The sequence below is a fragment of the Ruegeria arenilitoris genome, assembly GCF_013032445.1.
In the GTDB taxonomy this organism is placed as follows: domain Bacteria; phylum Pseudomonadota; class Alphaproteobacteria; order Rhodobacterales; family Rhodobacteraceae; genus Ruegeria; species Ruegeria arenilitoris_F.
In genome coordinates this window covers 1-23,461 of record NZ_WQCA01000031.1, presented here as the reverse complement: position 1 = coordinate 23,461, position 23,461 = coordinate 1, and the positions used below count along the sequence as shown (strand labels likewise).

Genomic DNA, 23,461 nt, shown 5'->3' with positions numbered 1-23,461 from the left:
TCTCTCCGAGTGGCGCGGTCTTTGCGCGGAATAAGGGGCAGTCATCCTGTCCTTATAGAGACTGTTGCGCATTTGTCTGGCAGCACCGCGACCATGCTGAGGCGTTGGATATGCCCACAGCCAGATTTTACTCTAACTTGACCCAAGTCGCATTTTTTGAAGAGCTTTGCACGCACGCCGCCACAAACTTAACGCCGTTTAGCCCGTCATGAACCGTTGGAAAAACAACCGACGCGTCAGGTGAAATCCCATTGCGGAAAGCTTGGATCGCCTCAGCAGCCTCTCCATAGATATTTGCGAACCCCTCAAGATATCCTTCGGGATGGCCCGGAGGAACTCTGCTCATCCGATTGGCAGCGTCACCAGCTCCAGCTCCATTCCGGGTCATCAGACGCTTTGGTTCGTTGTAAGGCGTAAACCCGAGATAGTTGGGATCTTCCTGGGCCCACTCCAGCCCACCTTTTTCGCCATAGACCCGCAAACGAAGTGCGTTTTCATTACCGGGAGCCACCTGAGAAGACCACAGCATGCCTCGCGCTCCGCCTTCGAAGCGAAGCAAGACATGCGCGTTGTCGTCGACTTTGCGCCCCGGCACAAAGGCCTGCAAGTCCGCCGCCAAGCTTTCCGCCTTCAGCCCGGTTACAAAGCAAGCGAGGTTGTAAGCATGGGTTCCGATGTCGCCGGTTGATCCACCTGCGCCCGAGCGTTCTGGGTCGGTTCGCCACTCTGCCTGTTTGAAATATTGCTGCTCGGTCAACCAGTCCTGCGGGTACTCAACCTGAACAACGCGAATCTTGCCAATTTCTCCGTTAGCAACCATTTCACGTGCCTGCCGGACCATTGGATAGCCCGTATAGTTATGGGTCAGAATGAATAGGGCATTCGCGTTTTCCACCGCTTTGACCAGTTTTTTCGCATCGGCAAGGGTCGAGGTGAGTGGCTTGTCACAAATCACGTGAATACCGCGTTTCAGGAACTCGCGCGCGGCTGCATAGTGGACGTGATTTGGCGTGACAATTGAGACCGCCTCAATCCCGGATTTCAGCCGGGCTTCCCTTATCGCCATTTGTTTGAAGTCTTCGTAGACCCGTTCGAGCCCCAATGCCCGTCCACTTTCAAGAGATTTCTCTGATGTTGAAGACAAAGCGCCGGCGACCAGTTCAAACTTGTCGTCCAATCGCGCCGCAATTCGATGTACGCCGCCTATGAAGGCGTCGTTTCCACCGCCAACCATGCCAAGTCGAATGCGGCCTGAGGTTTCTTCATTGCGTCCTGTGACCATTACTCAATCCCCAGCATTTTACGATTGGCTGCTTCGTCTGCGCCACCGTCGGCGAAGTCATCAAAGGCTTTTTCAGTCACACGGATAATGTGATCTGACACAAACTGAGCGCCTTCACGCGCTCCATCCTCGGGGTGTTTGAGGCAGCATTCCCATTCGACCACAGCCCAGCCATCAAAATCATTCGCCGCCATTTTTGAGAAAACTGCACCGAAGTCCACTTGGCCATCACCAAGCGAACGGAACCTCCCGGCACGATCAACCCAGCTTTGATAACCAGAATAAACACCCTGTCGGCCGGTTGGGTTGAACTCGGCATCTTTCACATGGAACATTCGAATCCGATCTTTGTAGATGTCGATATTGTCCAGATAATCGAGGCATTGCAGCACGTAATGCGATGGGTCGTATAGCATGCAGGCCCGGGGGTGATTTCCCGTCCGTTCCAGAAACATCTCGTACGTCACACCATCGTGGAGGTCCTCTCCGGGGTGAATTTCGTAGCAGACATCAACGCCGCATTCATCGGCGTGATTCAGGATGGGCACCCAACGACGAGCGAGCTCATCAAACGCCGTTTCAATCAAGCCAGCAGGGCGCTGAGGCCATGGGTAAACATAGGGCCATGCCAACGCGCCTGAGAATGTCGCATGTGCCGAAATGCCCAGATTTTTCGAAGCGGATAGCGCTTTTTTGACCTGGTCTACCGCCCATTCTTGCCGGGCTTTCGGGTTTCCTCTGACGCTTTCGGCTGCAAAGCCATCAAACGCACTGTCATAGGCTGGGTGAACGGCCACAAGCTGGCCCTGAAGGTGCGTTGAAAGTTCGGTAACTTCGACACCATTTTCCCTGGCTTTGCCTCTGAAGTCATCGCAATAACCGGTGCTGGACGCGGCTTGTTCGAGGTCGAATAACCGGCCGTCCCAACTGGGGACCTGAACACCTTTGTATCCACAATCAGCCGCCCATTTGGTGATCGCGTCCCACGAATTGAATGGTGCTTCGTCCCCCGCAAATTGCGCAAGAAACAAAGCTGGACCTTTGATCGTCTTCATAAAAATTCCTCCCCAAAACCTAAGCCTCTATGGCGGTAAATTTTCCTTTAGATAGATGTCGATACGGATGCGTTCCTGCGCTTTGTTGAATGGAACTTTGTCTGAAGTCGCACGCAGCAGACGGACGGCTGAACGAACAATGTGCCCAGTGTCTTGCGAGATAAGTGCGTCAAATGTACCGAGCGTAAGCGCCTCACGACTAAGCGGAGTAAGCTCATGAGCTATAATTACCAGATCTTTGCTGAGCTTGTTCTCTGAAAGAAATTGAATCAGGCCTGCATTGCCCGCAGCTGACGAGTATATTCCGACCAAATCGGGGTAGGTTTCAAAGATTTCGGGCATCATCTTGTAAATCAGGTTCGGGTCATCACGGCCTTCGACAGACGCTACGACTTCGAGGTGCGGAAACTCCTCAGCCACAACAAGATCAAAGCCCTGGCGACGCTCTAGGTGGTCACGTGCCAAACGAGAGCCTGTAAGAACCAAGACCTTGCCGTCGCGATGAACAAATCGTCCCATTAGCTGAGCGGCAGTTCGTCCTGCCGAAACGTTATCAATTCCGACAAAGTGGTCTCGCTCAGAACTCGGCAAGTCAGACACCAAGGCAACAACCGGAACGCCTTTGTCCCTGAGCCTTTTTACAGCGTCGCGAACAGAAGGCGTTTCGGGCCCGAAAACAGCGACTCCGTCAACATCCAAACTGTCGACGGCATCTAGAATGTTGACGATATCTTGCGGCTCGAACGGAGCGACGTTCTTTACTGCAATGCGCGTTCGTTGGATAAACTGGTCACGTGTTTGTTCAGCGATCTGACTGCTTATTGCCTCCACAAACTCGTTGTCCGTGTCTGGTAAAACAAAGAGGAAATTGTAGACGCGGTTTCGCGCCAAGTTGGCTGCGGCGGTGTCGCGCACATACCCCAGCTCATCAATCGCCTTCTGTACTTTCTGTACAGTCACTGCTCGCACGCCGGGGCGCCTGTTCAAGACCCGATCAACGGTCGCCAGGCTGACACCTGCTACGCGGGCGATGTCATTGACGGTTGGCTTTTTCACCAATTCTAGTTTTTGTTTTTGATCTTCCACGTGTTCTTCAGCCCTCAATCTCCCGTGCTAAGCCTTCAAACAGCAAAGCTACAGCTTCAGCGCCAGGATCGTTATGTCCAACCAGGTTTTCTTCGGGAACATATGCTGCGCGGCCCGCCTTCGCACGACGAATTTCCGCTGTGTTGTTCGCACCTTCGCGAGCGGCATTTGCTGCATGTGTCAGCCCAGATGGGAGGGCAGCAAGTGCAGGTGCCAGGGCGTCGATCATTGTCCTGTCACCGACTTTGGCACCTCCAACTTGGCTGACCCTATTCAAACCTTCCACCAGCGACTTCGGTACAGACGCTCCACTCGCACATGCGTCTCCAGCTGCGTTGAAGAAGATTGCGAGTATCACTCCGGAAGAACCACCCATTGTCTGGCTCAATTCATTGCCCAACGCTGGAAACAGTTGTGTCAAATCAGCGAGCGGCATTCGGTCAAGGCTACCTTGCAATGCTCTTGCAGCCGTAGCCAACGTGCTTCCTGTATCGCCATCCCCGGACTTCGCATCCAGCTCGTTTAGGTTCTTCTCAGCGTTGATGAGCAGTTCAGACAAGCGCGAGATTGTTTCCCTTGTGGCGGGATTGTTCGAAGGAATTGGATCGATAGGTGTCAGACCGTCGGGCAAAGGCGCGACCTTTATCGCATCGATCGAATTTACGCCGGGCCAAGCCGCCAGATCAAGAGGAGCCTGGAGTGCCGACAAATCGTCATGATCTACGGGCAGAATGGAAACAGAAAATCCGTGCATATCCAGCGATGTCATCATTGGTGCTGGGCCAATGATATGGCGGGCGATACATGTCTCGGACAAGGCATGCGTGAGGACTGCCATTTCCAGCGGAGTTGTAGAGCCAAGGTTGTTGACCAACGCCACACAATCCCCAGATCCAACCCTTTGTTTCAGCTTATCCACAACTGTGGACATGGCCGATACAGCATTTGAGAATTCGACTTGCTGTACACCGGGCTCGCCATGAATGCCCAAGCCCAGTTCCGCTTTGCCAGGCGCGATCCTGTCCTCTTTCGGAGAACCCGGAACGGTGCAGGTGTCCAAGCTCATACCAATGCTGACGACCTTTGCGATGGTAGTTCTTGCTGCATTGGTAACTGTATCCAGATCTGCACCATTTTCAGCAAGCGCACCGGCGATCTTGTGTACGAACAAAGTTCCGGCCACGCCACGGGGTTGTGGCAGGTCGGGCAGGGCGATGTCATCGTCGACGACGACCATTTCAACCTTGCGACCCAATGCACGGGCGCGTTCAGCCGCGAGCCCAAAGTTTAACCGATCACCGGTGTAATTCTTGACGATAAGCAAGCACCCAGCCTCACCCGTAACCGCAAGAATGCCTGCCAGAACCGCCTCGACTGACGGAGACGCAAACACTTCCCCACATACCGCAGCTGTCAGCATACCAGCGCCAACAAAACCTGCATGGGCGGGTTCGTGACCAGACCCTCCACCAGAAACCAAGGCGACTTTCGACTTGTCCCAGTCCGATCTGTAAACAACCTTGATGTGCGGGTAGCCGTCCAACCGAGTAAGTCGTCCTCCGGAGGATGCCAAAAGGCCGTCTATGGCCTCTGTCACCAAGGTTTCTTTAGTATTGAGGAACTGGGCCATACTTTTGCTCCTTAATTCACTCGCGCGCCGGACGCGTCAAAATACAATGGGTTGTGCGGGCGGATTTTTATGACTTTTCCTGAGGGATAGTCCTGATGGACATCAATCAAGGTCACAACAGGGTGACCATTCAGGTCCAGGTGCAGCCGCGTTTGATCCCCCAGATGCTCAGCACGTATTACCCGTGCTTCACGGCCTTCGCCTTCAATTATGTTTTCCGGGCGAAGACCAATCTGTGGACCTTTGTGATCGCCTCCGAACAACTCGGACGGCAGGATGTTTATCCGTGGCAGACCCAACCTGCTGGCTACGTAAACACTGCCCGGATTTTCATAGATGTCGCGAGGGGTACCGTACTGGACTAGCCTACCGTTTTCCAAAACGCCGATATGCGTCGCCATTGTCATGGCTTCGACCTGATCATGGGTCACGTAGAGTAAGGTCGATCCCAGATCTGCCTGAATTCTCTTCAGCTCTACCCGCAAATCCGCCCGAAGCTTGGCGTCCAAAGAGCTGAGGGGTTCATCCATCAGGAATATCTGGGGGTCGCGCACAAGCGCCCGTCCAATTGAAACGCGCTGCATTTCACCGCCAGACAGTTCAGTGGCTTTGTTGTCCAGTTTGTGCGGGATCTGGAGGATCTCCGAGACTTCGTTAACCTTCCTGGCGATCTCATCCTCTGGTGTCTTCAGGATCGGCGAACGCAAAGGAAAAGACAGGTTTTCACGCACTGTCATATGCGGGTACAGCGAGTATTGCTGGAAGACCATGGCTATATCGCGCTGGGCTGGCGTTTCTATTCCAACATCTCGCCCGGCGATACGCACCGTTCCTGAATCCAGTTTCTCAAGTCCGGATATCAATCTCAGCGTCGTTGTTTTTCCCGCACCAGTTGGACCCAACAACACCACAAAGGCACCGTTGGGGATCGTCATTGAAATATCATCCACCGCTTTAAGATTGCCGAATGACTTCGAGATATTCTCCAATACGACTTCAGCCATTGCTTAGTACCTCGTCGTTCAGAGCGGACCTCAAAGCGCGCCCGGTAGATTTTTCAAATAGGGTTACTGCGGGAGAGCGGAACTCCAATCCCACTGTTTCACCGGGACTGACGACTTCGCGTGCATCAATCCGGGCTTTCAGTTCTCCGTTCGGGCTTTGCAGCGTCACGATCTGAGTGGTTCCCAGATATTCCGCTGCCAGAACCTTGGCCCGGTAGGCGCTCGCATCCGACAGAAAAACATGTTCGGGACGGACACCAAAAACCAATTCACCTTCGGCCCCTTCCATCAGCTTGGGCACCGCTTCGTCATGGCCGTTCAGTCGGACCATTTCCGAGCCGGGTTCGACCTTTCCCTGAAACGGCAGGAAGTTCATCGAAGGAGACCCAATAAAATCCGCCACAAACATCGTAGCCGGTTTGTCGTAGATTTCCTGAGGTGTGCCGAATTGCTCAATCACAGCGTTGTTCATCACCACGATCTTGTCCCCCATTTGCATGGCTTCCAACTGATCGTGTGTAACGTAAACGGTGGTTGCGCCCATGCGATCATGAAGCGCGCGCAGTTCTTCGGCCATATGCTCACGAAATTCGGCATCCAGGGCACCAAGAGGTTCGTCCATCATGAACGCCTTGGGTTCGCGAACAATCGCGCGTCCAAGCGCTACACGCTGTCTGTCGCCGCCTGAAAGTCCACCTACTGGACTATCCAGTATGTCGTTTATCCCTAGAATTCCGGCGACTTCCTCGACTTTGGCTTTTACGGCGGGGCGCGGCATACCCTGCGATATTAGCGGGTAGCTGATGTTCTTGCGCACGTTCATGTGGGGATACAGCGCGAACATCTGGAACACGAAGGCAATGTCTCGCTCCGACGGGGGCCGCTGGCTGATCTCTTCACCGTCCAGATAGATTTCACCCGATGTTGGAAGTTCCAATCCCGCGATCATCCGTAGAGTCGTCGTTTTTCCGCAACCGGATGGCCCCAGCAACATGAAAAACTCACCGTCTTCAATCGTGAACGAGCTTTCGCGGACAGCCGTGAAATTGCCGAACATCTTTTTTACGTTTTTGACTACGATCTGGGCCATTTCTACTCCGGGAAATGGCTGACGATTATAAACATGACGGTTCCGATCAGCGTGACGATGAAAGAATAGGTGAAGGCCCAAAGGACAAAGGGCTGCATCAGCATGAAGACACCCAGTGCGATAAGGATGGTTGCGACCATCTCCCATGGGCCGCGGCGGAGCCGCATCAATCCGGTTAGAAAATCGCTCATTTGCGCACGGCTCCGAATGTGATCCCACGCAGCAAATGTTTGCGCATCAGGATGGTGAAGATCATGACTGGGATTAGGAAGATCGTCGCTCCGGCCGCCACGGCAGGCCAGTCCAGACCGCCGATACCGATAATGGTCGGGATGAACGGTGGTGCAGTCTGCGCGTTGGCGGATGTCAGCAGCACGGCAAACGCGTACTCATTCCAGGCGAAGATCAGGCAAAAGATAGCTGTTGAGGCTATACCGGTCGCGGCTTGCGGCAGCACCACTTTGTAGAATGCCTGAAACCTTGTGTAGCCATCTATGAGGGCGGCCTCTTCGTACTCTCTTGGGATTTCGTCGATGAAACCTTTTAGCAACCAGACCGCCAGGGAAATATTCACGCCCGTATATAGCAGGATCATTCCCAAATGCGTGTCGCTGAGACCAAGGTTTCTGAACATCAGGAAGATTGGGATGGCGACGGCGACCGGGGGCATCATCCTTGTACTGAGGATGAAAAAAAGAAGGTCGTCCTTTAGCGGTACTTTAAACCTACTGAAGGCATAGGCGGCCAGCGTGCCAAGGAAGATACTCAAGAACGTCGAGCCGAACCCGATGATAACCGAATTCATAAAGCGCTCACCGAATTTGGATGGTCCGACAATCACCATGTCGTATTGGCGCACGATCTCATCGGCCCAGTTCTGTGGCGGGTTGGCTTCCAGAAACTCCTGCGTCTGCCGTGTACGAGTGGTGAAGAGATTGACATAGCCTTCAAGCGTTGGGTCAAAGACAACCTTGGGCGGGTAGCTGATCGCATCGGCTGGAGACTTGAAGCCAGTCAGCAAAATCCAAACCAGCGGGATCATCGTGATCAGCGCATAAGCGATGACCAGAAAACCTGCGATCCACTTGGACCGGTTCGAAGGTTCGGTGACGGAAAAACTGCTCATCTCTGTTTCACCTTGTTCAGAGCTTTGACGTAGATCGACGCAAGGCCGAACACTGTGACGAAAAGGATGATCGCATAGGCCGAGGCATAGCCCGTACGCCACTTTTCAAAAGCTTCCCGCTTGAGATTGATTGAAGTGAGTTCCGTAACCGAACCGGGGCCTCCACCGGTTAGCTGAACCACCAGGTCGAACATCTTGAAGTTCTCGATCCCTCTAAACAGCACGGCCAGCATCAGGAACGGCAACACCATCGGGATGGTGATCGTAAAGAACTGCCGCAGCTTGCTGGCTCGGTCGATCTCAGCTGCCTCGTAAATGTAGTCGGGAATGCTGCGCAGACCGGCCAGACAGATCAGCATCACGAAGGGGGTCCACATCCAGGTGTCGACAATAACGATTGCCCACGGGGCCAACGTGACCGATCCCAGCATTTCAAAGCTCGATGGGTCCTTGCCGGTAAACCAGGACACGATGTAGTTGAACAGGCCGATTTGAGGTTGATACAGGAACTTCCAGAAGTTCCCGACGACTGCAGGAGACAGCATCATAGGCAGCACGATAATCGTGGTCCAAAGATCGTTGCCCTTGAATTTCTTGTTGATCAACCATGCCAGAGTAAACCCGATCAGGACCTGGAAAAAAATCGTCCAGAACAGGAAATGCGCCGTCGCCTGCATATTCAGCCATGTGTCCGAGTCTGTCAGGATACGCTCGTAATTCCTGAGCCCGACATCTTTGACTTCACGCCCGATCCGGTTGGCTTTGTAGTTGGTAAAGCTCAGTTGGATGGTCCAGATTAACGGAAAGATGTTGATCGCCAGCAATAGAAAAATCGTTGGGGAGATGAATATCCAGGCGATTGCGCGGTCGGATAACCCCCGGATTTTTCGCGCAACTCGCTGGGGCGTTGCCTGCGCAACGCGATCTACGGTCCTGTCAGACATCTCTTTGCCAGTTCTTTTTTGGTTTCGGACTCACGGGTGAATGTGGAGCGGGTTTGCACCCGCTCCTGTCTGCGTCCGGACTACAGCTTGCCTTCGTCTTCGAAGACTTCCGTCCAATCTTCAATCAGAAGATCAAGCGCTTCTTGAGCGGTGCCTTGGTCGGCAACGACGTAGTCGTGGATGCGTTTCTGCATTGCCAACAGCAGTTCCGCATAGGCAGGCTCTTGCCAGAAATCCTGCACACCGCCCATTGCTTCCAGGAAATCACCGGCAAACGGTTGGCTGTCCACGAAACCGGGATCTTCCAGCACCGAGTTATGTGCAGAGTATCCGCCAAGTTCCCACCATTTAGCCTGAACTTCCGGTTGCGCAAACCACTTGATGTACTCAAGTGCGGCGTCCTGTTTGTCAGAGTAGCTGACAACAGAGATACCTTGTCCGCCCAGTGTTGAACCCGCCTGATTTTGTGGTGGGTTCACGAAGAAGTCGATCTTGTCACCACCGGTATTGGGATCGGCATATAGACCAGGGAAGAACGCAAACCAGTTCATAGCCATGGCGACCTGACCGGACTTAAATGCATCCAAGCTCTCACCCATGTAGGAGTTGGTATACCCCGGAGGCGTCGCCGTTTTGTAGAATTCTTTATAGAACTCCAAAGCCTCAACCGCTTCCGGTGAGTTTACGGCGCCTTCCATATCATATGAACCCGGGGTGTTTTCGTATTTGAAGCCCCATGGATACAGCGCTCCGGTCACACCCATGGTGATCCCTTCCGAGCCGCGCTCGGTAAAGATTGCTGCGCCATAGACTGTCTTGCCGTCGATTTCACGACCTTGGAAGAACTGCGCGATCTGCAACAGTTCTTTCTGAGACTGAGGCTCGCGTAGGTCCTGACCAGTCGCTTCTTTATAAGCAGCTTGAATTTCTGGGTCTTCGAACCAGTCCTTGCGATAGAACCAGCCATTCGCATCGCCCATCGCAGGCAGCGCGTAGTAATTTGGTGTGCCCTTAGGCCAAGTCGAATAAGCGTAGACCGTGGCTGGCGCGAAATCGTCCATGCTGATACCTTCAGCATCGAAGAAATCGTTCAGCTGGACATAGTGACCGTTTTCTGCGCCACCGCCGATCCATTGGCTGTCACCTATCAGCAGGTCGCAGAGCTTACCCCCAGAGTTCAGTTCATTCAGCATCCGGTCTGCAAAATTTGGCCAGGGAACAAATTCGAAGTTCATCGAGTGGCCGGATTCTGCTTCGAATTCTTTTGATAGCTCAACAAGCGCGTTGGCCGGGTCCCATGCAGCCCAACAGAGTGTCAGATCTTCAGCATTTGCCTTGGTCGAAAGAGTAGTAGCGGCAAGGACTATTGCGCTGGCCGAGGCCAGTTTTGTGTAAGTCATCCATTCCTCCCTTTTTTCGCCGTCAATCGAGGATGTGCGAATCGCGGCATATTTCCAAGGCTATTTGAGGTACGCACCTCAAGTCCAGATATATTTGAGGTTCGTACCTCAATAAACCGGAGGGGATCGCCAATTGTGTCTCTTAGTTATTGATTATAAATGAAAATGTTCTTTGACCTTGATACGCATGTATTTTCAGCAGCGAGGTATTGAATGGTCATATCGACTTAAATGGGCGTAGCCGTCATTCGGCCAACAGGTTTAGCGAACCCGCTTCTGAAGCGCTCAAAGCCTATTTGGTCGATACCTTTGAGGATTCGAGATAGCGTCAAACAGCGCGGACAACTCGGGACCGTGCATAGTTCTTTTTGGTCGGGTGCAAACGCATGAACAATCTCTCCATCGTCCGATTGAACCGCTATCCTATAAAAGGCTTGAGTTCCGAGCCTATGCGAACTGTAACGCTGCGAGCAGGAGAGGGCATTCCGGGCGATCGCCTGTTCGGATTTGCTCGCTACAACTCCGGTTTCGACATGCAGAACCCAGTACCACTGCCGAAAGATCGTTTTGTCGTTTTGTTGAACGAGGCTGCACTGGCAGGCATTCAGACCGGTTTTGAAATTGAGTCCCAGGCACTTGAGATCAATGCGAACGGAAAGACACGACGCTTTGATATGCGAGAGTCTGAAGATCGGGAGAAGGCGGCAGAGTTCCTTTCTTCAGAGATCGGTTTAAAAGATCCAGAGCTGCCAAAGTTTGTCTCCTCTGCTCCTCATAGGTTTACAGATGTATCTGTCGTATCACCGCAAATGATGAACGCGATATCCGTTTTGAATCTGGCCTCTGTGAAAAAGTTAGGCGAACAACTGAACGCAGAAATCCACCCGGCGCGCTTCCGAGCGAATATTGAGATAGACGGTCTACCTTCGTTTGCTGAGCTGGATGCAGTTGGATCAGTTTTAAGATTTGGCGATGTCGAGTTGAAGATACTCTCACGTACGAAAAGGTGTGCGGCAACTGAAGTGAACCCGAAAACGGCCGAGCGCGACTTGAAAATACCCTACCTTATTCGGAAATTGATGGGCCATATGGATATGGGCGTCTATGTCGAAGTGGTTAATGGTGGAACGCTAACGGTCGGTCAAACTGGGGAAATACTCGCCTAATCCTTGCCTCCCGCCAAAGTGGCTTTTCTAAGAGGTTTAAGCCATGTTCGGTCAGACGATTAAACTCAACTCTTGCTCTGTTTTTTTGGGCGTTCGGGGCATCGAAGGGCGTCGCGTTCGTGCTTTCTGATCTGGATACGACTGAAGCGCACTCCTTTGACGGAGCCTTGACAAGATCTCTGTTTTAAATAATTTTATTCATTAAAATATTTAGGCAGGTGGTGCTCAATGTATCTGGGCTTAGATTTGGGAACGTCAGGTCTCCGCGGGATTCTGGTAGATGACACAGGACACGTTGTCGGTGATGCCGAAGTCAGCATTTCCACCTCGACGCCCAAGCCTGGTTGGTCTGAGCAGGATCCTTTGGATTGGACCAACGCTTGCGAAGAGGTTGTTGGGAAGCTTCGCATTGGCAACCAGCAAGCATTCTCAGAATTGCGAGGTATCGGCCTAAGCGGACACATGCACGGCGCTACACTACTGGATCATGATGGCGAAATATTGAGGCCCTGTATTCTTTGGAACGATACTCGGTCAGCCGACGAAGCACGGACACTAGATCAAACACCAGAGATGCGTGCGATATCGGGAAACATCGTATTCCCGGGGTTTACGGCGCCGAAACTCGAATGGCTGCGTGCGAATGAGCCGGATGTGTTCTCAAAGGTGGGCAAGGTATTGCTGCCGAAGGATTATTTGCGGTTTTGGCTGACTGGTGAATACGTTTCAGACATGTCTGACAGCGCAGGAACATCCTGGCTAGACGTTGACACTCGGCAGTGGTCAGAAAAGGCACTAGCCATAGGTCACATGCGTGTAGAGCAGATGCCGCGCTTGGTCGAAGGCAATGATCCGGGTGGAGAGTTGAAGGCCCGTTTGAGACAGGATTGGGGGCTTACGAGTCCGGTTGTTGTGGCTGGTGGTGCTGGCGACAATGCTGCCGCTGCCTGCGGTATCGGGAGCATCAACGACGGCACCGGGTTTGTCTCTCTTGGTACGTCTGGTGTGTTGCTCGCTGCGCGGGAGGTCTATGCTCCTGATCCGGAAACCGCCGTGCACTGTTTTTGCCACGCAGTCCCGGATCGGTGGATACAAATGGGCGTCATGCTTTCAGCAACGAACAGCATGAATTGGCTTGCTCGCAATTTGGGTGAACCTGTGGAGAAACTCGCTGCATCTTTACCGGAAAAATTGAATGGACCTTCTGCGATCACGTTCCTGCCATATCTGTCAGGAGAACGGACACCGCATAACGATAGCCATATCCGAGGTGCGCTTTTGGGCGTGGACATCTCGTCGGAACCCGCTGAGTTGACCCAATCCGTAATGGAGGGTGTTTCCTTTGGAATGAGAGATTGCCTTGAGGCACTTAAGAGCACCGGAACCCAGCCGAATAGTCTTATGGCAGTTGGGGGAGGTGCGCGATCTCGGTTCTGGCTGGAAACCTTGGCTACTGTTTTGCAAGTTCCACTGGATTTGCCAAAAGGTAGCGAATTCGGCGCGGCAATGGGCGCCGCGCGTCTAGCTATTTGTGCTGCGACCAACGCGGAACCGACCCGAGTTATGACGCCGCCGGAAATTCAGGAACGCATCGAACCACGTCGGGATCTTATTGACGCCTACGAAAACGAATTCCGGAGATATAGGCAATTCTATAAGGCGCTTGCGCCGCTGGCAGTAAGATGAAGCCAGAAACGGGTAAAGCCTCCGGGATAGAAACTGCTATTCTCACCGATGGGAATATGCGTGTTTCGGTTTTGAACTATGGGGCGATCACACAGGGCTGGTGGTACAAGAACGAGCCGCTCATCCTTGGGTTTGACGATCCAAATGAGTATCTCACCGATGCGCGTTACCTGGGCGCAATGGTTGGGCGTGTTGCCAACCGTATCAGTGGCGCGAAGTTTGACTTGGAGGGCGCTAGTTTTGGCCTGAACGCCAATGAGGGCAAAAACACCCTACATGGCGGCGACGATGGGCTGTCTAAACAGTCTTGGGAACTCGAACAGATTGCAGAGAACGAAGTCTTTCTGAGCTATGTTTCTCGCGACGGGGAGAGTGGCTTTCCGGGGAATATCAGGTTCGAGGTCAGAATCTGCCTACAGGGTCCACGCTTGGCCTATTCAATAACTGCACAGCCTGATCGGCCTACGCCGATAAGCATTGCGCAACATAACTACTACACTTTGGGTGCTGCAGAAGGCGTAGACGAGCATAAGCTGAAACTCGCTTCAAATTGGTATCTGGAAATCGACGATCAGGGTATTCCGTCGGGCAGAGTGCTTGCGACCAAAGAAAACGGGCTGGATTTTTCAACGCCCAATACGATCGGAAGTGCTTCCGAAGGGATCGATCACTTTTTTTGCTTTGATCGTGATCGCGACCCAAAAGCTCCGGTGGCGGAACTCACTTCACCCTCTGGCCTCGCGTTGACAGTCTACTCTGACCAACCCGGAGCGCAGGTTTATTCGGGCTATAAGCTGACAAAACCGCGTCGCGCTTCGCGTGGTGTGTGTATCGAGCCATCGGGTTATCCCAATGCACCGAATATCTCGTCGTTTCCCTCAATCATTTATACTCCGGAGAATCCGTATCGGCAGGAACTTATTCTAGAAGTTTCTGAGGAATGACATGAGAGCAGTTTCGCTATTCTTGGCTTTCGAGTTGGTGATCTCAGTGGTGGGCGGTGCGCGTGCCCAATCGCTTGGTCCTTTGCCGGAGTTCCTCGATCCTGACTTTGCAAGCGCTGAGCTGGGGCGTTTACTGTTCTATGACCCGATCTTGTCTGGCAACAAGAATATCAGCTGCGCGACTTGTCATCATCCCAGGCTAGGCACGTCCGACGGTGTTTCCCTTGGTATAGGGGAAGGGGGAATTGGGTTGGGGCCAGAGCGGAAATTGGGCCCAGAGAATACCCCGGAGCAACGTATTCCTCGAAACTCACCAGGGCTTTGGAACCTCGGAGCCACTGAGTTCACGACGTTTTTCCACGATGGGCGACTAGAGGCAGACCCAACGCAACCTGATGGTATCAGAACCCCGTTGGGTACTCATATGCGTTCTGGTTTCAATTCAGCGCTGGCCGCACAGGCCATGTTCCCGGTTTTGTCGCCAGACGAAATGGCGGGTCACTATTCTGAGAATGACGTGAGCAAAGCGGTTCGCCTCGGAATTCTGACACAGCAAGGCGGCGCGTGGGATCTGATTGCAGAACGTGTTGCGGCCATTCCAGAGTATGAGCAGAGGTTTGAAGATTTAGCGCCGCATGATGGAATTACGTTCACGGCAATTGCCAATGTAATCGCGGACTTTATCGCATTCGAGTGGCGTGCGGATAACAGCCCGTTCGACCGCGCGATGCGAGGTGAAGCTGAGCTGTCAGAAGAGGCCGAGATTGGTATGGGCTTGTTCTTTGGAAAAGCCGGATGCAGCAATTGCCACTCGGGCTGGTTCCAGACCGATCACAAGTTTCATTCGATCGCACTTCCGCAGATCGGCCCGGGAAAGGCGGCGCGATTTGAAAACCATGTCAGGGACGACGGGCGTTTTCGCGTGACCGGTGATCCCGACGACGCGTCTGCTTTCCGCACGCCATCTTTGCGCAACGTGACACTGACAGCTCCGTACGGACACAACGGAGCTTTTGCCGAACTTGAGGACATCGTGCGGCATCATCTGGGCGCGGTTTCGTCGTTAAAAAGCTACTCGATCGAGTTGGCCGCATTGCCGGACTTCCCGGGCTCCAAAGATCAAAGGGCAATGTCGGACAATCAGCACGTGGAGGCGATTGCCCAAAGCAACAGCTTGTCGAATGTTAACCTAACGGATCAGGAAATCGACGCTCTTCTCAGATTTCTGGCAAGCCTTGAAGACCCGGCAGAGCGGCTAGGTGTGCCCGACCAAGTTCCAAGTGGGTTGCCGGTTGAAAAGTAATCAGCGGTGCAGACGTATGATTTGGTTGCGCTGATAGTCCAACCACTCGCCTTTCGACCCATCCGGCCAGATCATACGAACCTGCACCTTGTCCTCACTCCCAAGCCCAAAATGCTGAAACCCAGCGATACCACCAGCGTGACCGCCGCCGATTGTTAGCTCGCGGGTCTGAACACCCAGCGAGGTTTTGACTTCAACAAATCCACCAATTGCAGCGTGATTGGATTGATCCTGAGTGACATCCAGCAAGAGCCAGTTGCCACTCTGCGAAGTGTTCTGACTGACTTCGAGCTCAGAACCTCGGTTGACGACCACCAGATCCAGCTTGCCATCGTTGTTAAGGTCAACAAGCGCCGCGCCACGAGACTTAGCCATCGAGGCAGTACCGGCATCTGCTGCAGCTTCAATAAACTGACCGTCGGATTTCTGTAGTAGTAGGTTATTGGGGTCGTTCAGAGCCGCATCGGGCATCTGTTCTACGTTTCCCTTGGCCACGAATATATCGTCCCGGCCGTCGTTGTTGACGTCGCCAAACTGTGCGTGCCACCCGGTGGATGGCCTTCCGTCTCCACCGATATGCGGTCTATGAGCGGTCGTACCCTTTTCGTAAGTTGCATCGCGCCAGGTCGGGCCGTTTGTCACTGGGTCAAATACTTGGAGTTTCTGATCACCCATCGAGGTCAGATAAACTTCGGGAAAACCGTCCCCTGTGAGGTCCCGCGAGGCGATCCCCATTCCCCAGATCGAAAATGGAAGCCAGCCTTCGTCTTCCGAGTATTGCCGAGGTTCAGGCTCCATCGCCCATAACTGCTCGTGACCGCCGCGAACATAGTAGTGACGGTCGTTGCTGACGCGAAGATCAGCGCGGCCAATTCGGGCCCAGTCAGAAAACAAAATAGAAAGTGAACAGTAGCCGGGCTCAAGATGCAGTGGCTCGTGATACAAGTCGCCTTCCGGGCGGTACAAAAGGGTTGGTCCGCAAGACTCAAAAGGACCTTCAGGATCAAACCGATCTACATAGGTGCCAAAAGCCAATGTCGGTAAGCTTTGCCCGCTTTCCCATGTTGCCGAGAAACCTGTGGTCCAGTGATCCTCGGACTGAAACCCGAGTTCAGTGAAAGGGCTGAATTGGCAGTCGGGATGGCCCCGCAGAAGAAGGTCTGGGCCAACACGCAAAATCGCCAGATCCATTACGCCGTCGCTATCAACATCAAGAGGGTAGGCGCCGGTCACACCGGCCAGCGAAAGATCCTCGGGCGTCTCTGCTTGAAATGATATCTGTTCCTTCGAGGTATTGATGAACAGTTGAGACCGATTGGATCCGCCAGCCACAAAGAGTTCCGGCAGCGAGTCCCCATTACAATCGAAAACGGCCACACCACCGCCGACAAAATGTTCCCACCCGCCATCATAGACGTGTTTTGGCACTTCAACGTTTATAAACTCAGGAGCATCAGCGCCCGCATTCGCAACTGTGGCCAAAGTCGCAAATATCGCAATCTCAAGACGCATTCGCCGTAAGTTCCTTAACCTTGAGGATCGAAATTTGCTCAATTCCATAGGCTGCTGCCCCTTTGGCCCACATCATGTCGCCCCAGTGATGAACTTTGATCTGGGGTAAAGGTGCATCGACATTCACAACGCCGTTCCGAATGCGGGTCATCACTTCGCTGGAACACAAATGTTCAAAGCTCATTTGTGTCCCCGAGACGATAATGCACTCTGGGTCATACAAGTTGATCAGGTTGGAAATCCCGAGGCCAAACATCTGACCTGCGCGGGCAAGCACCGATGAAGCTCTGTCGTCACCTGAGTTGGCGCGGTCATGTATGTCGGAAACGGATTCCATGTCGTTGGTATGACCGGTGACCGTCATCTCGCGGATCAAAGCATAGTCGCCCACATAGGCTTCAAGACATCCGCGTTGACCGCATTGGCACAAAGCCCCGTCAAGTTGAACTTTGGTGTGCCCAAACTCAGCGCCGCAGCCTCGTTCTCCACGGTATAGTTTGCCGTCCAATACGATGCCAAGGCCAACACCGTGTTCGATCGTAACAACGAGGAAGTTCTTTAAACCCTTGCCCAAGCCAAAAAGCTGTTCGGCCTTGGCGACAAGATTGGCGTCGTTGTCAACGAATGCAGGGCAGGGCAGCTCATTTGAAAGCAAGTGGCTGAAATCAATGTTTCTCTCAGTAATCGAAGAAGACCAGTGGACAAAATTTCTGTTTGCATCGACCAGTCCAGCCACCCCGATCGAAACACCTGCCAAATGAGCGACAGAACGATCGATCTGACTGCAGGTTTCTTCAAGAGCTTCACGGATCGCCGATACAAATTCTTGGGGCGACATTCTGGCGTGATCCAGAGCATATTTATGGGATGCGACTTCGTTACCTTCAAAGTCGACCAAGATAACTGAGATTACTTGCCGAGCCACCTTGAGGCCGGCCACAAGGTGCATCTGGCCGTCCAATTGCAGCAATACTCTGGGTCTGCCTCTCTTCCCCGACTTTGACTGTGCCTGGCCTTCAGTCTCTTTGACCAGCCCGGCCGAGATGAGATCAGCCGTGGCGGCCGTGACAGTCGCAGGGCTGGTTTGCAAAGCGGATGCAATATCGATCCGCGAGACGGACCCCTTGGCTCTGATGTGCTCCAATACCCGTAAGCGGGTCGTATTTCTTTGTTCCAAAGAAACCGGAGAGGCTTTGCTTTTCAGCATCTTGTCCTCGCGAATCTTGCTGTTGGTCCAATCTATTTGAATTTGACTGCCTCTTGTAGAGTAAATATTTTACCGGCTGAAATAAATATGGTATTCAAATCTGTGAGAGCCGCGAATCGAAATGCGATGGCTCGGCAAATGGGAGGAAATCATGAAGAGAATTCTCAGCTTTTCGGCTGTGGCCACTTTGTTGGCTTCGACCGCATTCGCAGAGCCAGTGGTCGGCGTAAGCTGGTCGAACTTTCAGGAAGAGCGGTGGAAAACAGATGAGGCAGCCATCAAATCCGCGCTTGAAGCAGGCGGTGCCGAGTACATTTCGGCAGACGCGCAGTCTTCTTCCGCAAAGCAGCTATCGGACATTGAAAGCCTGATAGCCCAAGGCGTGGACGCGCTTATCATTCTGGCGCAGGACGCGCAGGCCATCGGGCCAGCGGTTCAGGCCGCGGCGGACGAAGGTATCCCTGTGATTGCCTATGACCGCCTGATTGAGGACGACCGTGCGTTCTATCTGACCTTCGACAACGTGGAAGTTGGCAGAATGCAGGCCCGGGCTGTTTTTGAAGCCATGCCTAAAGGTAATTACGTGATGATCAAAGGCTCTCCCACTGATCCGAACGCAGACTTCCTACGTGGTGGTCAGCAAGAGATCATTGGAGCAGCCGTCGACAGCGGTGACATTGTAATCGTTGGTGAAGCCTATACGGATGGTTGGTTGCCCGCGAACGCGCAGCGGAACATGGAACAAATCCTGACCGCGAACGAGAACAACGTGGATGCAGTCGTTGCGTCGAATGACGGTACTGCAGGCGGTGTTGTCGCTGCGCTGACCGCACAGGGCATGGAAGGCATTCCGGTTTCCGGTCAGGACGGCGACCACGCTGCGTTGAACCGTGTTGCACTGGGAACGCAGACAGTTTCGGTTTGGAAGGATGCTCGCGAACTTGGAAAGGCCGCTGGCGAAATCGCTGTTGCGTTGAGCGGTGGGACAAGCCCTGCTGATGTCGAAGGTGCAGTGAGCTGGACGTCACCGGGTGGAACCGAGATGAACTCGGTTTTCCTCGCGCCTGTCCCAATCACTAAGGACAACTTGTCCGTGGTTGTTGATGCCGGATGGATCCCGCTGGAAGATCTTTGCCAAGGCGTTGAAAACGGACCTGCCCCTTGTAACTAAACCACTCAGCCCTGGGCCTCTTAGTCTGGGCCTGGGGCAAATGCTGAATATGAAAGATCGGAAATGACCGAAACTTCGTCTCAGCCGGTACCTGAAAAAGCAAAACCCAACCTGTTCCAGCAACTGGAACTGGATATGCGGCTTTTGGGAATGATCGGCGCGTTTGTCATCCTGTGCATCGGATTCAACATCTTCACAGATGGAAGGTTCCTGACGCCGCGCAATCTATTCAACCTGTCCATCCAGACAGTTTCGGTTGCCATCATGGCATGTGGGATGGTGTTCATTATCGTCACGCGACACATCGACTTGTCGGTTGGCGCACTATTGGCAACAACCTCGGCTGTGATGGCAATGACGCAAACCGAGCTTTTGCCGCAGGTGCTTGGGATGGGATTGAACAATCCTGCAACCTGGGCGATCACCATTGTCGTGGGGCTGTTTGTCGGCACGCTGATTGGTGCGTTTCATGGCTGGATGGTTGGTTATCTGACGATACCAGCCTTCATCGTCACCCTTGGTGGATTTCTGGTTTGGCGAAACGTAGCGTGGTATTTGACCAGCGGCCAGACGATTGGCCCTCTGGATAGTACATTCCTGATGTTTGGCGGGACTAACGGTACGTTGGGAACGACGACAAGCTGGCTGTTTGGGCTTTTCGCTACTGCGGTTGCCATCTGGGCTTTGTGGAGTGGCCGACGCGCAAAAGCGGCACATGGCTTCCCTGTGAAACCTGTTTGGGCCGAGGCCACTCTGGCCGGGATAATCGCAATTGCCATCCTTGGGTACGTTTACATCGTAAACAGTTACGCCATTCCGACGCGCCGGCTGCAACGCATGTTCGAAGCGCGCGGAGAGACAATGCCAGAGGGGCTGGTCGTCGGATACGGGATACCGATTTCTGTCCTCATTCTGATCATCGTGGCGGTCACGCTGACAATCGTGGCGCGGAAAACCAAGTTCGGCCGATACATCTTTGCCACTGGCGGCAACCCGGATGCGGCAGAGCTTTCGGGTATCAACACTCGGCTGCTGACCGTGAAAATCTTTGCTTTGATGGGTTTCTTGTGCGCCGTGTCCGCGGTGGTCGCCTCGGCCCGCTTGGCAAACCATTCGAACGACATTGGCACGCTGGACGAACTACGGGTTATTGCCGCCGCTGTTATCGGTGGGACCGCGTTGTCCGGGGGTATCGGCACGATTTATGGCGCGATCCTTGGTGCATTGATCATGCAGGCGCTGCAATCGGGCATGGCAATGGTTGGCGTTGACGCGCCTTTTCAGAACATCGTCGTCGGCAGCGTCCTCGTGTTGGCCGTCTATATCGACATCGTTTACCGCAAGCGACTGGGGACCAAGTGATGCAAGCTCAGGATACTCAGAAAAAACCTTCCGGTACTGGGCGCGGTTCAGGCGCGCCGCCATTGGTCGAGATGCGCGACATTTCGATTTCTTTCGGTGGGATCAAGGCCGTCGACCATGTGTCGGTCGACCTCTATCCGGGTGAAGTCGTTGGTTTGCTCGGCCATAACGGGGCCGGAAAGTCCACGTTGATCAAGGTATTGTCCGGCGCCTATCAGATGGACAACGGCGAGATCCTGATCGATGGCAAGTCGGTTGAGATTGGCAATCCCCGTGACGCCCGTGCGAATCACATCGAAACAATATATCAGACGCTCGCCTTGGCCGACAATCTGGACGCAACATCGAACCTGTTTCTGGGGCGCGAAATGACGACGCCATTTGGTTTGGTCAACGACGCAGCCATGGAAGCCGAGTGCCGAAAGATCATGGCGCAGCTCAACCCGAACTTTCAGAAGTTCAATGACCCGGTCTCCGCCTTGTCGGGTGGGCAAAGACAATCAGTGGCGATCGCTCGGGCTGTCTATTTCAACGCACGTATTCTGATCATGGATGAGCCGACAGCAGCGCTCGGGCCGCATGAAACGCAGATGGTGGCGGATCTGATCCACCAGTTAAAGGCGCAAGGCATCGGGATATTCCTGATCGACCACGATGTGCATGCCGTCATGGAACTGTGTGACCGGGCCTCGGTCATGAAGAATGGGAAACTGGTTGGGACGGTCGATATCGCAGATGTCACTGACGACGATCTTTTGTCGATGATTATTCTCGGCAAGCAGCCAGCGCAAAAAGCAGAGTAGGGGGCAGAAATGCCAAGTGGATTTTTTGAAGGGATCGAGAAGGTCCAGTTTGAAGGCGTGGATAGCAAGAACCCGTTGGCCTTTCGGCACTATAACCGGGATGAAATCATCATGGGCAAGCGTATGGAGGACCATCTGCGATTTGCGGTCGCCTGGTGGCACTCATTCGCTTGGGAGGGCGGAGACCCCTTTGGTGGACCTACGTTCGAACGCCCATGGTATCCTCAGGACGATATGGGTCGGGCCCGCCAGAAGGCAGATATTGCATTCGAATTGTTTGAGCTTTTGGGGCAGCCATTCTTTTGCTGGCACGACGCTGATATCCGGCCCGAACAGGGAAACTTTGCCGATAACCTGCGCACATTAGAAGAAATCACCGATTATATCGGTGAAAAGATGCAAGTTTCTGGCACCAAACTGCTTTGGGGTACGGCCAATATGTTCAGTCATCGTCGCTGGATGTCTGGCGCCAGTACCAATCCTGATCCCGACGTTTTTGCGTTCGCTGCAGCGACAGTGAAATCCTGCATGGATGCAACTCACAAACTAGGCGGCGAAAACTATGTTCTGTGGGGTGGTCGTGAGGGCTACGAAACTCTTCTGAACACAGACCTGAAAACTGAATTGGACCACATGGGCCGTTTTTTGAACATGGTCGTAGAGTACAAACACAAGATCGGGTTCAAAGGCACCATTCTTGTGGAGCCGAAACCTCAGGAGCCTTCCAAGCACCAATACGACTATGACGCAGCTACTTGCATCAGTTTTCTCCGGAAGTACGGGTTAGAGAACGAGGTGAAGCTAAATCTTGAGCAGGGCCACGCGATCCTTGCCGGGCATAGCTTCGAGCATGAAATTGCGGTTGCGACTGCTGAAGGGATGCTGGGTTCGATTGATATGAACCGCAACGACTACCAATCCGGATGGGATACAGACCAGTTTCCGAACAATACACCGGAAGTCGCCCTAGCTTACTATTACATCCTGAAAGCTGGTGGTTTTACCACCGGCGGCACAAATTTCGACGCCAAAATTCGCCGGCAATCGATTGACGCTGTCGATCTGGCGGCAGCTCATATCGGTGGAATGGACATATGCGCACGTGGTTTGAAAGCAGCGGCTGCAATGATTGAAGATGGGGGTTTGGAAAACGCGCTTTCGCAACGGTATTCTGGTTGGAAGTCTCCACACGCAGCGTCCATGTTAGGCAGTAGTCTGGATGAAATTTCCGCGCGCGTTTTAAATGAAGGAATAAACCCAGAGCCGCAATCTGGACGCCAGGAAATACTAGAGAATTATGTGAACAGATTTGTTTAACTGCCAAACTCGGGTGTTCTCCGCTGTTGTCAAAAGTCACGCCAAGCCGCCCTTGGTGCTGAGGACACGAATGGAGGTTTTGTTCTTAACCCGTCCATACAGACAAAACCTTCCTTATTCTGGCAAACGGCCGCAATTCGTTTTGGGTCACAAATGCTTGACGGTCTTGTCAGAAGAACTTTGCTTGAGCGGGGCAGGGCGGTTGCATAGCTTTTGCCCATGACCAGACCTGCCTCTTTCAAGTATTTCAAAACCAGCCCCGAGATTATCCGCCTTGCAGTGATGCTGTACATCCGTTTCCCTCTGTCGCTTCGAAATGTGGAAGATTTGCTGCATGAGCGCGGGGTCGACGTCAGCCATGAAGCGGTTCGAT

At 53.3% G+C, this 23,461-nt stretch carries 20 protein-coding genes and 1 pseudogene; 9 read left to right on the top strand and 12 right to left on the bottom strand.

What is annotated here, in order from left to right; translation table 11 throughout:
• Positions 1 to 127 precede the first annotated feature (127 nt).
• The 10 genes from GOW98_RS23120 to GOW98_RS23075 all read right to left on the bottom strand — a co-directional run bounded on the left by GOW98_RS23120 (position 128) and on the right by GOW98_RS23075 (position 10,617).
• The gene (locus GOW98_RS23120; protein ID WP_170336540.1) at positions 128 to 1,282 is read right to left on the bottom strand and encodes a Gfo/Idh/MocA family protein; all 1,155 of its coding nucleotides are present in this window, start codon (positions 1,280 to 1,282) and stop codon (positions 128 to 130) included.
• Positions 1,282 to 2,337 carry a sugar phosphate isomerase/epimerase family protein gene (locus GOW98_RS23115; protein ID WP_170336538.1) on the bottom strand — a complete coding sequence of 352 codons (1,056 nt, stop codon included), beginning with the start codon at positions 2,335 to 2,337 and terminating at the stop codon, positions 1,282 to 1,284. Before GOW98_RS23115 ends, GOW98_RS23120 begins: the two co-directional genes overlap by 1 nt.
• A gap of 27 nt (positions 2,338 to 2,364) precedes the next feature.
• The gene (locus tag GOW98_RS23110) at positions 2,365 to 3,423 is read right to left on the bottom strand and encodes a LacI family DNA-binding transcriptional regulator (protein ID WP_170336536.1); all 1,059 of its coding nucleotides are present in this window, start codon (positions 3,421 to 3,423) and stop codon (positions 2,365 to 2,367) included.
• A gap of 7 nt (positions 3,424 to 3,430) precedes the next feature.
• Complete coding sequence (locus GOW98_RS23105; RefSeq protein WP_170336534.1) at positions 3,431 to 5,053, bottom strand: dihydroxyacetone kinase subunit DhaK; 1,623 nt, start codon at positions 5,051 to 5,053, stop codon at positions 3,431 to 3,433.
• A gap of 11 nt (positions 5,054 to 5,064) precedes the next feature.
• Positions 5,065 to 6,057: an ABC transporter ATP-binding protein gene (locus GOW98_RS23100; protein WP_170336532.1), complete on the bottom strand. Its 993-nt coding sequence runs from the start codon at positions 6,055 to 6,057 to the stop codon at positions 5,065 to 5,067.
• Complete coding sequence (locus tag GOW98_RS23095) at positions 6,050 to 7,147, bottom strand: ABC transporter ATP-binding protein (RefSeq protein WP_170336530.1); 1,098 nt, start codon at positions 7,145 to 7,147, stop codon at positions 6,050 to 6,052. The genes GOW98_RS23100 and GOW98_RS23095 overlap by 8 nt, the downstream gene beginning before the upstream one ends.
• Before the next feature lie 2 nt (positions 7,148 to 7,149).
• Positions 7,150 to 7,338: a hypothetical protein gene (locus GOW98_RS23090; RefSeq protein ID WP_010442360.1), complete on the bottom strand. Its 189-nt coding sequence runs from the start codon at positions 7,336 to 7,338 to the stop codon at positions 7,150 to 7,152.
• On the bottom strand, positions 7,335 to 8,273 hold the full coding sequence (locus GOW98_RS23085; protein ID WP_170336529.1) for a carbohydrate ABC transporter permease: 939 nt from the start codon (positions 8,271 to 8,273) through the stop codon (positions 7,335 to 7,337). The genes GOW98_RS23090 and GOW98_RS23085 overlap by 4 nt, the downstream gene beginning before the upstream one ends.
• Positions 8,270 to 9,217 (bottom strand): carbohydrate ABC transporter permease, encoded by a 948-nt coding sequence (locus GOW98_RS23080; RefSeq protein WP_170336527.1) that lies wholly within the window; start codon positions 9,215 to 9,217, stop codon positions 8,270 to 8,272. Before GOW98_RS23080 ends, GOW98_RS23085 begins: the two co-directional genes overlap by 4 nt.
• Positions 9,218 to 9,297: 80 nt before the next feature.
• Positions 9,298 to 10,617: an ABC transporter substrate-binding protein gene (locus tag GOW98_RS23075; RefSeq protein ID WP_170336525.1), complete on the bottom strand. Its 1,320-nt coding sequence runs from the start codon at positions 10,615 to 10,617 to the stop codon at positions 9,298 to 9,300.
• A 386-nt stretch (positions 10,618 to 11,003) separates the two neighbouring features.
• On the opposite strand from GOW98_RS23075, the gene GOW98_RS23070 reads away from it, so the two are divergent.
• The 4 genes from GOW98_RS23070 (at position 11,004) to GOW98_RS23055 (ending at position 15,716) form a co-directional block, all read left to right on the top strand.
• Positions 11,004 to 11,783: an MOSC domain-containing protein gene (locus GOW98_RS23070; protein WP_254438138.1), complete on the top strand. Its 780-nt coding sequence runs from the start codon at positions 11,004 to 11,006 to the stop codon at positions 11,781 to 11,783.
• Between the two features lie 228 nt (positions 11,784 to 12,011).
• Positions 12,012 to 13,469, top strand: a complete 1,458-nt coding sequence (gene xylB / locus GOW98_RS23065) for a xylulokinase (RefSeq protein ID WP_170336523.1) — start codon at positions 12,012 to 12,014, stop codon at positions 13,467 to 13,469.
• Complete coding sequence (locus tag GOW98_RS23060; protein ID WP_170336521.1) at positions 13,466 to 14,413, top strand: aldose epimerase family protein; 948 nt, start codon at positions 13,466 to 13,468, stop codon at positions 14,411 to 14,413. The genes xylB and GOW98_RS23060 overlap by 4 nt, the downstream gene beginning before the upstream one ends.
• 1 nt (position 14,414) lies before the next feature.
• A complete protein-coding gene (locus GOW98_RS23055; protein WP_170336519.1) occupies positions 14,415 to 15,716 on the top strand; it encodes a cytochrome-c peroxidase in 1,302 nt (433 codons plus the stop codon).
• On the opposite strand, the gene GOW98_RS23050 is transcribed toward GOW98_RS23055, so the two are convergent.
• The gene (locus GOW98_RS23050) at positions 15,717 to 17,228 is read right to left on the bottom strand and encodes a CRTAC1 family protein (RefSeq protein ID WP_170336517.1); all 1,512 of its coding nucleotides are present in this window, start codon (positions 17,226 to 17,228) and stop codon (positions 15,717 to 15,719) included. It abuts the gene before it with no gap.
• Positions 17,218 to 18,435 (bottom strand): ROK family transcriptional regulator, encoded by a 1,218-nt coding sequence (locus GOW98_RS23045; RefSeq protein WP_170336515.1) that lies wholly within the window; start codon positions 18,433 to 18,435, stop codon positions 17,218 to 17,220. The genes GOW98_RS23050 and GOW98_RS23045 overlap by 11 nt, the downstream gene beginning before the upstream one ends.
• Before the next feature lie 151 nt (positions 18,436 to 18,586).
• Here GOW98_RS23045 and xylF point away from each other — a divergent pair, with 151 nt between their 5' ends.
• The 5 genes and pseudogenes from xylF to GOW98_RS25900 all read left to right on the top strand — a co-directional run.
• A complete protein-coding gene (xylF, locus tag GOW98_RS23040; RefSeq protein ID WP_155150139.1) occupies positions 18,587 to 19,606 on the top strand; it encodes a D-xylose ABC transporter substrate-binding protein in 1,020 nt (339 codons plus the stop codon).
• 63 nt (positions 19,607 to 19,669) lie between these two features.
• Complete coding sequence (locus GOW98_RS23035; RefSeq protein ID WP_170336513.1) at positions 19,670 to 20,968, top strand: sugar ABC transporter permease; 1,299 nt, start codon at positions 19,670 to 19,672, stop codon at positions 20,966 to 20,968.
• Positions 20,968 to 21,771: an ATP-binding cassette domain-containing protein gene (locus tag GOW98_RS23030; protein ID WP_170336511.1), complete on the top strand. Its 804-nt coding sequence runs from the start codon at positions 20,968 to 20,970 to the stop codon at positions 21,769 to 21,771. The genes GOW98_RS23035 and GOW98_RS23030 overlap by 1 nt, the downstream gene beginning before the upstream one ends.
• A gap of 9 nt (positions 21,772 to 21,780) precedes the next feature.
• Positions 21,781 to 23,088, top strand: coding sequence for a xylose isomerase (gene xylA, locus GOW98_RS23025; protein ID WP_170336509.1), 1,308 nt, complete (start codon positions 21,781 to 21,783; stop codon positions 23,086 to 23,088).
• 219 nt (positions 23,089 to 23,307) lie between these two features.
• A pseudogene (locus GOW98_RS25900) lies at positions 23,308 to 23,461 on the top strand (IS6 family transposase); the annotation flags it as partial.

What these genes read in the sequence shown, in the direction of transcription:
- xylF (WP_155150139.1), top strand. Translation starts at nt 18,587, where the DNA reads ATGAAGAGAATTCTCAGCTTTTCGGCTGTGGCCACTTTGTTGGCTTCG.
- GOW98_RS23045 (WP_170336515.1), bottom strand. Translation starts at nt 18,435, where the DNA reads ATGCTGAAAAGCAAAGCCTCTCCGGTTTCTTTGGAACAAAGAAATACG.
- GOW98_RS23050 (WP_170336517.1), bottom strand. Translation starts at nt 17,228, where the DNA reads ATGCGTCTTGAGATTGCGATATTTGCGACTTTGGCCACAGTTGCGAAT.
- xylA (WP_170336509.1), top strand. Translation starts at nt 21,781, where the DNA reads ATGCCAAGTGGATTTTTTGAAGGGATCGAGAAGGTCCAGTTTGAAGGC.
- GOW98_RS23120 (WP_170336540.1), bottom strand. Translation starts at nt 1,282, where the DNA reads ATGGTCACAGGACGCAATGAAGAAACCTCAGGCCGCATTCGACTTGGC.
- GOW98_RS23035 (WP_170336513.1), top strand. Translation starts at nt 19,670, where the DNA reads ATGACCGAAACTTCGTCTCAGCCGGTACCTGAAAAAGCAAAACCCAAC.
- GOW98_RS23085 (WP_170336529.1), bottom strand. Translation starts at nt 8,273, where the DNA reads ATGAGCAGTTTTTCCGTCACCGAACCTTCGAACCGGTCCAAGTGGATC.
- GOW98_RS23070 (WP_254438138.1), top strand. Translation starts at nt 11,004, where the DNA reads ATGAACAATCTCTCCATCGTCCGATTGAACCGCTATCCTATAAAAGGC.
- xylB (WP_170336523.1), top strand. Translation starts at nt 12,012, where the DNA reads ATGTATCTGGGCTTAGATTTGGGAACGTCAGGTCTCCGCGGGATTCTG.
- GOW98_RS23030 (WP_170336511.1), top strand. Translation starts at nt 20,968, where the DNA reads ATGCAAGCTCAGGATACTCAGAAAAAACCTTCCGGTACTGGGCGCGGT.
- GOW98_RS23080 (WP_170336527.1), bottom strand. Translation starts at nt 9,217, where the DNA reads ATGTCTGACAGGACCGTAGATCGCGTTGCGCAGGCAACGCCCCAGCGA.
- GOW98_RS23100 (WP_170336532.1), bottom strand. Translation starts at nt 6,057, where the DNA reads ATGGCTGAAGTCGTATTGGAGAATATCTCGAAGTCATTCGGCAATCTT.
- GOW98_RS23115 (WP_170336538.1), bottom strand. Translation starts at nt 2,337, where the DNA reads ATGAAGACGATCAAAGGTCCAGCTTTGTTTCTTGCGCAATTTGCGGGG.
- GOW98_RS23090 (WP_010442360.1), bottom strand. Translation starts at nt 7,338, where the DNA reads ATGAGCGATTTTCTAACCGGATTGATGCGGCTCCGCCGCGGCCCATGG.
- GOW98_RS23095 (WP_170336530.1), bottom strand. Translation starts at nt 7,147, where the DNA reads ATGGCCCAGATCGTAGTCAAAAACGTAAAAAAGATGTTCGGCAATTTC.
- GOW98_RS23060 (WP_170336521.1), top strand. Translation starts at nt 13,466, where the DNA reads ATGAAGCCAGAAACGGGTAAAGCCTCCGGGATAGAAACTGCTATTCTC.
- GOW98_RS23055 (WP_170336519.1), top strand. Translation starts at nt 14,415, where the DNA reads ATGAGAGCAGTTTCGCTATTCTTGGCTTTCGAGTTGGTGATCTCAGTG.
- GOW98_RS23105 (WP_170336534.1), bottom strand. Translation starts at nt 5,053, where the DNA reads ATGGCCCAGTTCCTCAATACTAAAGAAACCTTGGTGACAGAGGCCATA.
- GOW98_RS23075 (WP_170336525.1), bottom strand. Translation starts at nt 10,617, where the DNA reads ATGACTTACACAAAACTGGCCTCGGCCAGCGCAATAGTCCTTGCCGCT.